General features: G+C 73.6%; 14 protein-coding genes. 6 read left to right on the forward strand and 8 right to left on the reverse strand.

All coding sequences use genetic code 11. The annotated features are described in order from the left end of the window. Positions 1-17 precede the first annotated feature (17 nt). The 4 genes from ACGFSH_RS31165 to ACGFSH_RS31180 all read right to left on the reverse strand — a co-directional run bounded on the left by ACGFSH_RS31165 (position 18) and on the right by ACGFSH_RS31180 (position 3,121). Positions 18-386 carry an ArsR/SmtB family transcription factor gene (locus ACGFSH_RS31165; protein WP_393354655.1) on the reverse strand — a complete coding sequence of 123 codons (369 nt, stop codon included), beginning with the start codon at positions 384-386 and terminating at the stop codon, positions 18-20. A gap of 210 nt (positions 387-596) precedes the next feature. Beyond that, on the reverse strand, positions 597-971 hold the full coding sequence (locus tag ACGFSH_RS31170; RefSeq protein ID WP_393354350.1) for a hypothetical protein: 375 nt from the start codon (positions 969-971) through the stop codon (positions 597-599). 291 nt (positions 972-1,262) lie between these two features. After that, positions 1,263-2,393, reverse strand: a complete 1,131-nt coding sequence (locus ACGFSH_RS31175) for a LacI family DNA-binding transcriptional regulator (protein ID WP_393354352.1) — start codon at positions 2,391-2,393, stop codon at positions 1,263-1,265. 128 nt (positions 2,394-2,521) lie between these two features. Continuing rightward, positions 2,522-3,121, reverse strand: a complete 600-nt coding sequence (locus tag ACGFSH_RS31180; RefSeq protein WP_393354354.1) for a hypothetical protein — start codon at positions 3,119-3,121, stop codon at positions 2,522-2,524. 213 nt (positions 3,122-3,334) lie between these two features. On the opposite strand from ACGFSH_RS31180, the gene ACGFSH_RS31185 reads away from it, so the two are divergent. Then, on the forward strand, positions 3,335-3,787 hold the full coding sequence (locus ACGFSH_RS31185) for a flavodoxin family protein (protein ID WP_393354356.1): 453 nt from the start codon (positions 3,335-3,337) through the stop codon (positions 3,785-3,787). Between the two features lie 51 nt (positions 3,788-3,838). Here the strand turns inward: ACGFSH_RS31185 and ACGFSH_RS31190 are convergent, their stop codons facing one another. Next, entirely contained in the window at positions 3,839-4,312 is a 474-nt protein-coding gene (locus ACGFSH_RS31190) for a hypothetical protein (RefSeq protein ID WP_393354358.1), read from the reverse strand. 647 nt (positions 4,313-4,959) lie between these two features. Here ACGFSH_RS31190 and ACGFSH_RS31195 point away from each other — a divergent pair. Further along, positions 4,960-7,230 carry a M4 family metallopeptidase gene (locus tag ACGFSH_RS31195; protein ID WP_393354360.1) on the forward strand — a complete coding sequence of 757 codons (2,271 nt, stop codon included), beginning with the start codon at positions 4,960-4,962 and terminating at the stop codon, positions 7,228-7,230. Between the two features lie 219 nt (positions 7,231-7,449). Here ACGFSH_RS31195 and ACGFSH_RS31200 read toward each other — a convergent pair whose 3' ends face one another. Beyond that, positions 7,450-8,151, reverse strand: coding sequence for a hypothetical protein (locus tag ACGFSH_RS31200; protein WP_393354362.1), 702 nt, complete (start codon positions 8,149-8,151; stop codon positions 7,450-7,452). A gap of 216 nt (positions 8,152-8,367) precedes the next feature. Here ACGFSH_RS31200 and ACGFSH_RS31205 point away from each other — a divergent pair, with 216 nt between their 5' ends. The 4 genes from ACGFSH_RS31205 (at position 8,368) to ACGFSH_RS31220 (ending at position 10,735) form a co-directional block, all read left to right on the forward strand. Continuing rightward, complete coding sequence (locus ACGFSH_RS31205; RefSeq protein ID WP_393354364.1) at positions 8,368-8,649, forward strand: hypothetical protein; 282 nt, start codon at positions 8,368-8,370, stop codon at positions 8,647-8,649. A gap of 74 nt (positions 8,650-8,723) precedes the next feature. Then, on the forward strand, positions 8,724-9,056 hold the full coding sequence (locus tag ACGFSH_RS31210) for a hypothetical protein (RefSeq protein ID WP_393354366.1): 333 nt from the start codon (positions 8,724-8,726) through the stop codon (positions 9,054-9,056). Between the two features lie 200 nt (positions 9,057-9,256). Beyond that, on the forward strand, positions 9,257-10,093 hold the full coding sequence (locus tag ACGFSH_RS31215) for a chitosanase (RefSeq protein WP_393354368.1): 837 nt from the start codon (positions 9,257-9,259) through the stop codon (positions 10,091-10,093). A gap of 192 nt (positions 10,094-10,285) precedes the next feature. Further along, positions 10,286-10,735, forward strand: a complete 450-nt coding sequence (locus tag ACGFSH_RS31220) for an ATP-binding protein (protein ID WP_393354370.1) — start codon at positions 10,286-10,288, stop codon at positions 10,733-10,735. A gap of 147 nt (positions 10,736-10,882) precedes the next feature. Here the strand turns inward: ACGFSH_RS31220 and ACGFSH_RS31225 are convergent, their stop codons facing one another. After that, the gene (locus ACGFSH_RS31225; RefSeq protein WP_393354372.1) at positions 10,883-11,392 is read right to left on the reverse strand and encodes a molybdenum cofactor biosysynthesis protein; all 510 of its coding nucleotides are present in this window, start codon (positions 11,390-11,392) and stop codon (positions 10,883-10,885) included. Positions 11,393-11,463: 71 nt separating this feature from the next. Beyond that, positions 11,464-12,789: an alpha/beta fold hydrolase gene (locus tag ACGFSH_RS31230; RefSeq protein WP_393354374.1), complete on the reverse strand. Its 1,326-nt coding sequence runs from the start codon at positions 12,787-12,789 to the stop codon at positions 11,464-11,466. Between the last annotated feature and the right edge of the window lie 198 nt (positions 12,790-12,987).

Raw genomic sequence — 12,987 nt, forward strand, 5'->3', positions numbered from 1 at the left:
CGGCGGGCGCGGTCGAGTCAGCCCGGCCCCACGCCGCGCTGCGGTACCGGCAGCGGCGGTTCGGCCTGGCGCAGTTCGGCCAGCAACTCGTTCTGTCCCGCGAGGAGTTCGGTGAGGATGCGGCGTGCGGCACGCAGCAGCTCCGCCACGTCACCCCCCGCCAGCGCGTAGCTCACCGTCGAGCCCTCCCGGATCGAGACGACGATCCCCGAGCGTCTGAGCACCGCCAACTGCTGGGAAAGGCTGGAGGGTTCGATCTCGATCTCGGTGAGCAGGTCCCGCACCGCGACGGGGCCGCCCTGCAGCAGTTCGAGGACCCTGATGCGCACCGGGTGCCCGAGCATGCGGAAGAACTCGGCCTTGGCCTGGTAGAGGGGAACCTGCATGGTCAATCGCTCGCTCCCTGCCGCGTTCGGTGCGTGGTCCTCGCCGGCACGGCGGCCCGTCCCGCCGGTCGTACACCGCCGCGCGCGCGTGCTTCGTCCCGATCCTGACGGCTGTCGGCTCCGCACACCCGTGTGATGCGCTGATCTGGATGTGTCGAGTTGAAGAATTCTTCACATCCAGGGCGTGCGAAGTCCGGGCCGCAGGCGTCCCTACACCTCGAGTTCGGACTCGATCCGCTTCAGCTGGTGGCGGGCCATGGCCAGGTTGGACCGGCTGCGGTCCAGCACCAGGTAGATGAACAGCCCGCTGCCGGTGCGTCCCTTTAGCAGCCGGATCAGGTGGTACTGCGTCGCGAGCGTGATCAGGATGTCCTCGATCTCGCCCTTGAGGCCGAGGTGTTCCATGGTGCGGACCTTGGCGCGGATCACGTCGGTGTTGCCCGCCGCGGCGACGTTCAGGTCGAGGTCCTTGCCGCCGCCGAGCGTGCCGAGTGCCATCCCGCTGGTGTAGTCCACGACGGCGACTCCCAGCGCCCCCTCCACCGCGGTCATCGTCTCTTTCATGGAGATCTCCACATTGGCCATGGCGCTGCTCCCGCCGGTTGCACGGGTCCGGTCTCCTCCGGCCCCGCTGGTCCCCCGACCGTACGGAGACCGTCCCCCGGGAGGGTGACGTGTTCCGGGACTGGCGCAAGGACCTCCGGAACGCGGCTGTTTCGGCTCCCTTTTGATCACGCACGTCCGCGGTCCGACCGGATCGCGGTCAGCCGCATCGCGCGGTCGCCAGGGCGGCGCAGGAACCAGGGCGGCGCGCAGGAACCGCTGACCGCCCCACCCGACCTGCCGAGCTCCAGGGTCCGCCGGACGGACGCGGTGTCAGCGGCCGTCGTCCGCGCGGGGCGGAGCGCTCGCGGAGCCGCGGGAGCGGGACGAGGCGCCCCCTCGGCGAACCCCGGGCGTCCGGTCCGGCGGAGGCGCGGTCGAGGCGCGGACGACGAGGTCGACCGGTGGCTCGCTCGCCGGCAACGGGACCGCGTCCGGGTGCTCGATGGCGTGCACGAGACGCCTGATGCCCTCCTGTGCCACGGCGTCGAACCGTTGCGGCACCGTGGTCAGCGGAGGAATCACATAGGCGGCGACCGGTACGTCGTCGAAACCGACCACGCTGACATCGTGCGGCACCCGGAGCCCGGCCTCCGTCAGCGCGCGGACGAGACCGATCGCCATGTCGTCGTTGGCGGCGAACACCGCGGTGACGTCGCCGTCCGCGGCCAGTTCACGGCCGGCCGCATAGCCGGACGCCGCCGACCAGTCGCCCTGGACGACGGGCGGAGCCTGCCTGCCGTGGGCGGTCAGCGCCGTCCGCCAGCCCTCCATCCGGTAGCGGGCGGCGTACCAGGCCTGCGGCCCCGCGAGGTGATGGACCGTCGTGTGGCCCAGACCCAGCAGGTGTTCGGTCGCCGCCCTGGCCATCGCGTCGGCTCCGCCGCCCGCCGTCAGCACGGTGGGCGCGACGACGGGGGAGGGGGCGCCGAGGACCAGGACGGGGACGTCGACGCGCAGGGCGCCGTCACCGTCGCCCGCCTGCTCGTCGATCGGCTCCGAGATGACGATCCCGTCCACGCCCTGGTCCAGGAGCGAGTCCACGGCCCCCGCGACGCCCCCGGGATCGCCTTCGACCGTGTTGACCACGCGCAGCGCGTATCCCGTGCCGCGGACGACGCGCTCGACGCCCATGAGCAGGGAGGCGGGACCGTACAGGGCGGTGCCGAGCGTCACCACGCCGATGGATCGCGTGCGCCCGGACGCCAGGGCGCGCGCGGCGTTGTTGCGCCGGTATCCGAGCTGCTCGGCGGCTTCGAGGACGCGCCGGCGCACATCGGCGGAGACGTACTGCTCGTCGTTGAAGACGCGCGACACCGTCTTCTGGGAGACGCCGGCCAGCTGGGCCACGTCCGCGCTGCGGGGCGCCGGGGAGGATCCGCTCCGCCCTGTTCCTCGCGTCATGGTGTCTGTCTCCCGGTGGCCGCCGTGTGTCCCCCTGATGGTGCCAGACGCCCATGTCATACGCCCACGTCAGGCGTCGTCCGCGCCACGCGCCCGCCGGACGTGCGGCGCGCGGGCCGGCCTGGAGGTCAGGTGCCCGGCAGCCACTTCTCCAGGGCGTCGATGAGGCGCTCCAGCGCGGGCTCGTCCCCGGTCCGGTCCGTCGTGACGGTGCGCCCGCCGAACTGGAGCGTGTAACGGAACCTGTCCGCGGCGCCCCCGTCCAGCGAGAACGCGGGGACGTCGTCGAGCGCGGGGTCCGCGAGCAGGGTGCGCAGCTTCGTGAACTGGGCGGACGTCGTACGGCGGACCCCGGACGCGCCGCGGTCGGTGGTGTGCACGGTGCCGTCGCCCCGCACGCTCACCTCGCGGTTCACCCCGGCGAAGCCCCCGGTGACCGTCATGGTGACCAGCTTTTGGCCCTGGCCGGTGGCGGGTGGCGGCGCAGTCGCCCCCGCCGGATCCGAGGCGCCCGGGGAGGCCGATGCGGAGGGCCCGGAAGGAGTGGCGGAAGGGGCGGCGGAGGAAGGCGCGGCCGAGACGGACGGCGAGGGGGCGCCGGAGAGCGACACGGAGACGCTCGCGCCGTCCGCCGGCTCCGCGGACTTCCCGTCGTCCCCGGCGGAGCAGCCGGCCAGTGCCAGCGCCACCGCTGTCGCGCACACGAGAGCCGAGCTGCGAGCGGCCACATCGTCCTCCTCGGGGGTCGTGAGCCACTGAGTACCCGTCAACCCGCGGCGCCATGCCCCCGATCGGCGGCGGGGGCGGACGACGTCCGGTCCGCGAGCTGTCACCGGTCCCGGGCCGGAGGGCGGACCGGGGTGCGGGCCGGACCCGTCCGCACCGCGGGGGACGGCGGCGTGGCTTGCGGCCGGCCCGGTGAGCGGGCAGGGTTCCGTGCCGTGGCCACCCTTCTGATCGTTCATCACACCCCCTCGCCCCACTGCCAGGCCCTCTTCGAAGCGGTCGTCTCGGGCGCGACCGCGCCGGAGATCGAGGGCGTGCGCGTCGAGCGCCGCGCGGCCCTGGCCGCCACCGCCTCCGACGTGCTGGCCGCCGACGCCTGTGTGCTGGGCACCCCGGCCAACCTCGGATACATGTCCGGCGCGCTCAAGCACTTCTTCGACCAGATCTACTACCCGTGCCTCGACGCCACGCGCGGCCGGGCCTTCGGCTACTACGTGCACGGCGGCAACGACGTCACGGGAGCGGCCCGCTCGGTCGAGACCGTGACCACCGGGCTGGGCTGGCGGCGCGCCGCCGAGCCGGTGACCGTCACCGGGGAACCGGGCAGGGCCGATCTGGAGGCCTGCTGGGAACTGGGGGCGACCCTCGCGGCCGGGCTCATGCGGTGACCCGCACCGTGCCGCGCCGGTGACCTCCCGCGACGGGGCGGCCGGCCGGGATCAGTTCCAGAGCGAGTACGTCACGACCCGTCCGACGTGCGCCGGCCTGTCCTTCGGATAGAAGAGCGTGATCCGGCTGTAGTGCCGGACATGGGCGCGCTTCTTCCACGGCTCCGGGCGGTCGAGCTTCACCACGACCGCGTACCGGTGGAAGCGTCCGGCAGCGCAGTAGGGAACGCAGTCGTTGACGACGTTGACCCCGTTCGCCCGCGCCGAGCGCGCGCCCCAGCTGTACCAGTGCAGGGACACCAGACGGCTGTTGCCGTCGCCGCAGGCCAGGATGAAGCGGGCGGGCCGCACCTTGGCGTGCCCGAAGCAGTCGACCAGGACCGGCGGCGTCTGCCGCGCCACCGCCGGACGTGCCGCGGGAGGCGACGAGGCCGGTGCGGCGGCCGCCGAGCCGACGGTCGCCGTCAGCCCCAGCGCCGCGCAGATCGTGACGGCTGTACGCGTCGTGTGTCGCATGTGTCGCATGTCCGCTCCCGCCCGTCCGGACAGTGGCGCGCCGTTGTGCCGCGCCCCGCCGGGGTCCTCTACCGACGCTACGGCCACGAGCGGAAGGCGACCACTCGAACGGCCGAGAGGAGCTGTTCACGGCGGGCGGCAGCGCCCTGGTGAACCGGGGGAGTGCGCCATCGGCCACCGCCGCCCCGACCCGACGGCGCCCGCGCAACGCGGCCGGCCCTCGCCGCTGTCCTTCCACCGTTCCCCCCGTGTCCGTCGCCGATTCCCGTCGACGTCCGAACTCGCAGGGGCGGGCCGCAGTGCCCCGACACGCCGTGCGGGCGGCGGCATTCATCCTTCCGGGGGGGGACGGTCCGGGGCGACGCGGCCGAAAACGCGCGCCGAACAGGCGGAATCCCCAGCGCCGCATGGTCATTTCCGGCCGATGTTTTGACATTCCCATGACAACTTGCGGCACCGAGTGCCACCCTGCTGCGGAGTTCACCATTCCTCCACACCGCGTCACGCGGCCTACGAGCAGCCACCCCCCACCCTTCCACCCCCCACCTCCTTCCACCCGCCTGTCGTGCAGCGCTCCGGGCCCGGCCCCTGTCCCGCCGGCCCCGCCCCACCCCGGTCCCCCTCACGGGCCGACCGTCGCACAGAAGGAGAACCCGTTGCCCCGGCGACTCAGCCCCACCCCCCGGCGCAGACGCGCCACCGCCCTCGCCCTGACGACCGCCGGCGCCCTGCTGGCGCTGGGCGCCCCCACCGGCGCCGCGACCGCCGCCCCCGCCGACCCGGCACCCTCCCGGATCACCGCCACGCCGCGCGCGGGCGCCGCCCCGACGCCCTTGTCGGCGGCCCGCCGCGCCTCACTGATCAAGGCGGCCGGGACCGCCGCCGCCGGCACGGCCCGGCGGCTCGGCCTGGGCGCGCAGGAGAAACTGCTCGTGAAGGACGTCGTCCAGGACGCGGACGGCGCCACCCACACGCGCTACGAACGCAGCTACGCCGGACTCCCGGTGCTCGGCGGGGACCTGGTCGTCCATTCCGCCCACGGCCGGACCACCGTGTCCCGGGCGACCGGGGCCGCCGTCACGGTCCCGTCCCTCACCCCGAAGCTCTCGGCCGCGAGCGCGGCCGGGAAGGCACTCGCCGCGGCGAAGAACGCCGACGTCACCGGAGCGTCGGCAGGGCGCACACCGCGCCTCGTCGTCTGGGCCGCTGCGGGCAGGCCCGTCCTGGCCTGGGAGACGGTCGTCGACGGAGTCCAGGACGACGGCACGCCCAGCGAGCTCCAGGTGGTCACCGACGCGACCACGGGCAAGCGGATCCTCGCCGCCGAGAAGGTCCACACCGGCACGGGCACCGGCCAGTTCGCCGGCACGGTCCCCGTCGGCAGCGTCCTGTCCGGGTCCACGTACCAGCTCACCGACCCCGACCGGGCCGGTCACAAGACCTACGACCTGAAGCAGGGCACCTCGGGCACCGGGACCCTCTTCACGGACGACAACGATGTCTGGGGCAATGGTCTGCCCTCCGACCGCCAGACGGCCGGCGTCGACGTGGCCTTCGGCGCCGCCGCGACCTGGGACTACTACAAGGACGAGTTCGGCCGCAACGGCATCCGCAACGACGGAGTCGCGGCCTACAGCCGCGCCCACTACGGCAACAACTACGTCAACGCCTTCTGGCAGGACAGCTGCTTCTGCATGACGTACGGCGACGGCTCGGGCAACACCCACCCGCTGACCGCGCTCGACGTCGCCGCCCACGAGATGAGCCACGGCGTCACCGCCGCCACCGCGGGTCTCGACTACAGCGGGGAGTCCGGCGGCCTCAACGAGGCGACCTCCGACATCTTCGCCGCCGCCGTCGAGTTCCACGCGAACCTCGCCGCCGACCCCGGCGACTACCTCGTCGGCGAGAAGATCGACATCAACGGCGACGGCACCCCGCTGCGCTACATGGACAAGCCCTCCAAGGACGGCGCCTCCCGCGACAGCTGGAGTTCCTCCCTCGGCGGGCTCGACGTCCACTACTCCTCCGGCCCCGCCAACCACTTCTTCTACCTGCTCTCCGAAGGCAGCGGCGCCAAGACCGTCAACGGCGTCTCCTACGACAGCCCGACGTCCGACGGCCGGCCCGTCACCGGCATCGGCATCGAGAACGCCGCCGCCGTCTGGTACCGGGCGCTCACCACGTACATGACGTCGACGACGAACTACGCCGGCGCCCGCACCGCCACGCTCCAGGCGGCCGGCGACCTGTTCGGCACGTACAGCCCCACCTACCTGGCCGTCGCCGACGCGTGGGCCGCCATCAACGTGGGCAACCGCATAGCCCTGGGCGTCAACCTCGCCCCGATCGCCGACCGGACCAGCGGGATCGGCCAGGCCGTGAGCTTCCAGGTCGACGCCTACACCACCAACTCCGGCGCGGGCCTGACCTACGAGGCGGCCGGGCTGCCCGACGGACTGAGCATCAGCCCGAGCGGACTGATCTCCGGAACGCCGGCCGCCCTCGGCGACAGCGACGTCTCCGTCACGGTCACCGACAGCGCCGGCGCTTCCGCCACGGACACGTTCACCTGGCGGATCGCGTACATCTACGCCAGCAGCGCCCGCGTCGACATCCCGGACAACGGCGCCGCCGTGGAAAGCCCGGTCACCATCACGGGCCGCGGCGGCAACGCCTCCGCCACCACGTCCGTGCACGTCGACATCGTCCACACCTACCGCGGTGACCTGACCGTCGACCTCGTCGGTCCCGACGGCACCGTGTACTCCCTGCTCAACCGCAGCGGCGGCTCCGCGGACGACGTCGACCAGACCTTCACCGTCGACGCCTCCGCGCAGCCTGTCGACGGCACCTGGAAACTGCGGGTGCAGGACCGCGCCTCGATCGACGTCGGGTACATCAGGGGCTGGCAGCTCACCCCCTGACCCGGAACGCCCCACACCGCCGCCCGGGTCCCGTGCGACCCGGGCGGCAGTGCGTTCTCGGGGACGCCCTCGCCGCCATACGGGTGTGGCCTTTCCCCGTGGTCGTCGTGCCCTGCGCGGTCGTCGTGCCTGCCGCCCGTCACCGCCGACTCGCGGGCTGCGGGCTTTCAGCGCACGGGACCCGGGACAGGGGGGCGGGGGAGCGCTGCGGGGGGCGGGTCAGGTCCGGCGGGGCGCGGGGACGGCGCCGGCCACCAGCTGGGCCAGCGGCGTGCCGAGCGCCCACAGCCGCAGCCGCGGACCGTCGATCAGATACGTGTGGCCCTCTCGCGCCGCCCACACCTCGTCCCGGTGCGTGAACGTGCCCCGGTGCACGACCAGGCGCAGCGGCGGACCGGCCGGCCCCCGTGACCGCTGCCGTGTCCGGCAGGAGCAGGCCTCCTCGCCGGGCAGCGGTTCGCCGACGGGACGGAACGCCACGTCGAGCAGCCGCCCCCGGTCGTCGCGGGCGGCCAGGTGGAGGGCGTCGTGCCGGGCGGGCGACGACACCCGCCAGCCGTCCCGCCGCAGCATCCGGGCCACCGCGATCACCAGCGCGGGCGTGTCCAGTTCCGCGAGTTCGGCGGCCGTGTAGTACCCGCGCCGCAGCCGGGCCGGCCGACGGGAGCGACGGCGTACGACGACGAGGGCCACGGCGAGCGGCGCCGGCGCCAGCACGCCGGCGGGCCAGCCGAACGCGCGGCAGAGCAGCGACAGTCCCGCGAGGCACGCGCCCGCGAGCGCCAGCAGAGCGCACAGGGCGGGGAGCACCTCGCCCAACCGGGGCCCGTCGCGTCCCGACGCACGCAGCTCCCGCACCGTGCGACGCCGCCGCGCACACGCCGACTCACCGGCCCGCGCCCGCTTCCGTCCACGTGCCATCAGGGTCGGCCCCCCCACCCCACACACAACGGCGTGTACGCGGTGCATACCCGGCCCATCGGGGGATTGCGCCCGAACGTCATCTTTCCGCCACCCCTTGGCCGAAGAGCGACCGGTTTCACCCGCGGTTGCGCGCTGCCCCGACACCCGTTCCCAGAGGCCCTTCGGCCCCCGGCCGACGGGCCGTTGTCAGTGGCGGGTGACAAGCTGCCGGTCATGGACGAGGTTGAGTTCCTGCGGGGCCGGGTCTACGGAGCGGACCACGAGGATGCGGGCCCCCGCCCGGAGCGCGTGTACGCGCATCTGGTGGGCGGCCCGCTGGACGGGCTCCTGCTGGACGTCACCGACCGCTCGGAGCAGGAGCTGCGGGAGGTGGCGCTGACCACGGAGATAGGCCGTTACGGACCCGGTGGCCGTGCCCTGTACGCGCGGCGCGAGAGCGACGGGAGCGACGGCCGCCGTCTCGACTGGCGAGGCGACGCGCCGGGCGTCTTCTGAGGAGGGAGACGCCTCAGGCGGTCCGCGGCACCGGAAGGATGGCTTCCGTCGTGCGGGAATGATCAAATGTGCGAATGTCCACAGGATCCGCCTCGGCCCCGCTCGCGGCCACCGCCCCGAAGGCCCGTCACGGCTGGCACAAACTTCTCATCGCGCTCGTCCTGCTCGGCCGTGTGACGCGCGTCCCGGCGGCGGTCGACGCCCCCACGGGCTCCACCCCGTCGAGCTGGTGGCTCGTCGTGTGGGAGGTGCTCGCCCTGGTGCTGGCGGCCTTCGCCGTGAGCGAGTGGGAGATCCTCTCGGCGGCATCCTGGCGTATGTCCGTCTCGCAGTGGATCTGGCTGGTCCTCTTCCATGTCGGGCTCCTCGGATTCCTCGGATCGGTGCTGTTCCAGCTGCTCCGGTAAGGGCGCTGCGCCTCTCGGCGCCGCTCGGCTGCGCGGTTTCCGGGCCGCTCGGGTGCCTCTGTCGCCCGGGCGGCTCATTTGTTCGATCGTACGAACATGGCTTCGGCAGGGTTACTTCTGCGTCGCGCGCTTGATAGGAAACTTTCCTGTCAGTCGCAACACGGAAACACCCCACCCCCCACTCCTCACCTGGAGCCACTGTGGTGCACATATCCCGGCCGTCCGACACACAGGCCCACGCCTCCCGCCGCCTCTTCCTCGCCCTCGCCGGCGCGGTGGCGGCCGCTCCCCTCCTCGGCGCCGTGCCGGCGAAGGCGGCCCCCGCCGCGAAGGGCCTCGACGACCCGGCGAAGAAGGAGATCGCCATGAAGCTGGTGTCGAGCGCGGAGAACTCCTCGCTCGACTGGAAGGCCCAGTACAAGTACATCGAGGACATCGGCGACGGACGCGGCTACACCGCCGGCATCATCGGCTTCTGCTCGGGCACCGGCGACATGCTCGACCTCGTGGAGCTGTACGCCGACCGCAGGCCGGGCAACGTCCTCGCGAAGTACCTGCCCGCGCTGCGCTCCGTGGACGGCACCGACTCGCACGCCGGCCTCGACCCGGACTTCCCGAAGGACTGGCGCAGGGCCGCGCAGGACACCGCGTTCCAGCAGGCCCAGAACGACGAACGCGACCGGGTGTACTTCGACCCGGCGGTCCGCCAGGGCAGGACGGACGGGCTGCGCGCGCTGGGGCAGTTCGCCTACTACGACGCCATCGTCATGCACGGCGACGGCGGCGACCCCACCAGCTTCCGCAACATCCGCAGGCGCGCCCTCGCCAAGGCGAAGCCGCCGGCCCAGGGCGGCGACGAGACGACGTACCTCAACGCCTTCCTCGATGCCCGTGTATGGGCCATGAAGCAGGAGGAGGCGCACAGCGACACGAGCCGCGTCGACACCGCCCAGCGGGTCTTCCTGCGCAAGGGGAACCTCGACCTGGAGCCGCCGCTGGACTGGAAGGTGTACGGCGACAGCTACCACATCGGCTGACGCGAGCGGCGGAGCGGAAACCTCCGCCCCGCCCCCGGCGGCCCGCCGCCCCGGCGCACCCGCTGCGCCGGGGCGGCACGGCGGACCGGGGGGCGCGGCCGGACGGTGCGCGAGTGAGGCGGCTGGGGCGTAGGTGGTGGCTCAGCGGGTAGCCGCGCGGATATGAACGGGGTAGCAACGAAGGCGGTCCGGATGGCACCTGTCCCGCCCGACCAGGGATTTTCCTCGCCCGAGGGGGCCCCCGCCGAGACCACGGTGGCCCTGGACGGCAAAGACGGCTGCATCGCCAGGGCGCGGCAGCTGACGGGTGAGTTCCTCACCCGTGTCCAGCGCCGGGAGGGCCTGACCGTGTCCGCCCGGGCCATGGACCTGTCCCAGCTCGTGGTCAGCGAGCTGGTGACCAACGCCCTCAGATACGCGCCGGGGCCGGTTCTCCTTCAGTTGCGCATCGCCGGCGCCGCCGTGGAGATCGTCGTCTGGGACAGCGACCCCGTGCTGCCGACCCCGCACGCACCCGACCCGACGCGGGTCGGACAGCACGGGCTGGAGATCGTCCGGGCCGTGGCCGAGGCCTTCGCCGTGACGAGGGAACCGATCGGCAAGCGCATCGTCGCCCGTCTGGGCCTGGCCGATCAGCGCTGACCCGGAGCGGATCCGCCATCGTGCCTGCCGGGCCGGGCCGGGCCGGCCGGGCTGGACGAGCGCGCCGACGGCGCCGCCGCCGACGGAACCCGCCTGTCCTACTGTCGTCCCTGCCGTCGCACGCCCTCCGGCGCGAGCGGGGCGCTCTCAGTCCTGAGGCGCAGGCGCGTCGAGCACGCTGAACCGCGTCGGGCCCAGGATGAGCACCCCGTCGGACAGCGGCGTGCAGCGCACGCCCCCCTTTCCGCGCAGGGCTCGCTGCGCGCCGGGTCCCACCGTGACGTCCATCCAGGCGCAGGGGCGCGCCGGGCGGTTCACGGCGAAGGCGACCGGGCCCGCCGGGCCGTCGAGCGCGATCGTCGAGCCGACGAAGGCGTCGATGTCGACGCCGCGCAGCAGGACGTTGCGGCGGGTGTGCCGCAGGCCGACGGCCGGATCGATGTGCCGGGGCAGGTGCTCGGCGGCCATGAGGGTCACCGAGGCGTCCTTGTGCGCCGGGCGGCCGTAGTACCGGTCGCCGACCAGCCCGAGGCCCCGGCGCACCTGGACGGCCGTCACCGACTCGTCCCGCGGACCGTCGGCAGGGCCGTCCGCCGGGCGTCCCGCGAGCCGGTGCGACGCCGAGACCAGCAGCTCCACGATCTCGATCCCGGTCATGGAGGCACTGTAGTCCCGGCGCCGGCCGTCACCGCGTGACGTGCATCCGTCACACGCGTCGCTGACTCGTGTCAGGGCCGCAGCGCGAGCGTCGAGCAGTTGGACGAGGCGGGTCTGCCGTCGAGCCGGTCGGCCAGCCAGGAGATCGCCGCGCCCTGGTCCACGAGCAGCGGTGTGAAGTGGTTGATCAGCGCCCGGCCCACGCCGGGCAGGATCACCGGCTTGTACGTGACGTCGGCGCCCTTGGCGCACCAGGCGACGGCCAGGGCCCGTGCCTGTGCGTGCGGCACCAGGTCGTCCGCGGTGCCGGTCGCGACCCGCACCGGCGAGGCCGGCTCGCGGGTCCCGATCCGCTGGTCGGCCAGGAACGCCTTGAGCGCGGGCTCCGAGGCCACGACGTCGCTGATGGACCGGCCGTCCGTGGTCCAGGCCGTGCTGCGGGCCGAGTTGTAGGCGAGCAGGGCGTCGCCCACGCACATCGTCGACAGGTCCTTGAGCGCGGCCCGGCCGGCCGCGTTGAGGTGGGCCTCGGCGATGGGGCGGAGCGCGGGGTCGGACTCCAGGAAGCCGTTGACCGACCAGCCCAGCGCGCCGGCCAGGTCGCTGCCGTCGATGGCCTTGGTGACGGCGGCCAGGTCGGCGGGCGGCGCTCCGGCGTAGGTGCCGGCGAGCACCACGTCGGGAGCGTAGGTCGGTTGCAGCTCGGCGGCGGCCGCGGTGGCTCCGCCGCCCTGGCTGTAGCCGAACAGCGCCACCCGGGAGCCGGCGGTGAGCGAGGTGCCGTCGAGGGAGCGGGCGGCGCGGACGGCGTCCAGGACGGCATGGGCCTCGTCGACCCGGTTGACGTAGGTGTGCAGCCGGTCCGTCGAGCCGAGGCCGGTGTAGTCGGTGACCACGACGGCGACGCCCCGGGCGAGGAGGCGGTAGATCGCCAGGTCCTCGTAACCGACGGACAGGGTCTGCCCGTTGATCACGAGCGGCCGTTCGAGGCCGAGGGAGGCGGCGCACTGGTCGCCCTGGCCCATCGTGCCGGGGGCCACGACCACCAGCGGCCGTGGGCCGCGGCCCGTCCAGCGGGCCGAGGGTTCGATGTAGGCGCCGGTCACGGCCGTGGGCCGGCCGGCGGAGTCGGTGGACTTGTACATCAGGCGGGTCGCGGTGCCGGGCAGCGGTCCTTCGACGCCCGGCAGGCTCAGCGCGAGAGGGAGCGGCTCGTGGCGCACGAGGGCGCCGTCGGCCGCCGGCAGCGAGGCGGGCGGGTCGTAGAACGCGGGGATGGTGACGCCGCGCGAGACCACCGTGTCCGAGGACGGCGACGCGTGGGCGGGTACGGCGGTGACGCCGAGGCAGGCGGCAGCGGTGACGGCTGCGGACAGCAGGCGGGTGGGGGCGGGCATGGCGGGCCTCCGGGGAGGGGAGGGCCGAGCCTTCGTCTGCGGCTCGGGCGGCGGACGGCCCGGTGGGGTGCGGGCCGTGACGACCGAGCGGTACGGGCGGCGGTCGCCCACCGCCGCCCGCACCGCTCTTAGACGAACTGTCAGGACCGTAGCGAGGGTCGGGTTACCCGGGGTAGCGGTCGGTAGGTTACGGTTGGG

This window comes from Streptomyces sp. NPDC048481, assembly GCF_043200075.1.
Classification (GTDB): Bacteria; Actinomycetota; Actinomycetes; order Streptomycetales; family Streptomycetaceae; genus Streptomyces.

Coding starts and splice junctions, on each gene's coding strand:
- ACGFSH_RS31210 (WP_393354366.1), top strand. CDS start 8,724: ATGTCCACAGGATCCGCCTCGGCCCCGCTCGCGGCCACCGCCCCGAAG.
- ACGFSH_RS31225 (WP_393354372.1), bottom strand. CDS start 11,392: ATGACCGGGATCGAGATCGTGGAGCTGCTGGTCTCGGCGTCGCACCGG.
- ACGFSH_RS31170 (WP_393354350.1), bottom strand. CDS start 971: ATGGCCAATGTGGAGATCTCCATGAAAGAGACGATGACCGCGGTGGAG.
- ACGFSH_RS31220 (WP_393354370.1), top strand. CDS start 10,286: ATGGCACCTGTCCCGCCCGACCAGGGATTTTCCTCGCCCGAGGGGGCC.
- ACGFSH_RS31175 (WP_393354352.1), bottom strand. CDS start 2,393: ATGACGCGAGGAACAGGGCGGAGCGGATCCTCCCCGGCGCCCCGCAGC.
- ACGFSH_RS31205 (WP_393354364.1), top strand. CDS start 8,368: ATGGACGAGGTTGAGTTCCTGCGGGGCCGGGTCTACGGAGCGGACCAC.
- ACGFSH_RS31190 (WP_393354358.1), bottom strand. CDS start 4,312: ATGCGACACATGCGACACACGACGCGTACAGCCGTCACGATCTGCGCG.
- ACGFSH_RS31165 (WP_393354655.1), bottom strand. CDS start 386: ATGCAGGTTCCCCTCTACCAGGCCAAGGCCGAGTTCTTCCGCATGCTC.
- ACGFSH_RS31200 (WP_393354362.1), bottom strand. CDS start 8,151: ATGGCACGTGGACGGAAGCGGGCGCGGGCCGGTGAGTCGGCGTGTGCG.
- ACGFSH_RS31230 (WP_393354374.1), bottom strand. CDS start 12,789: ATGCCCGCCCCCACCCGCCTGCTGTCCGCAGCCGTCACCGCTGCCGCC.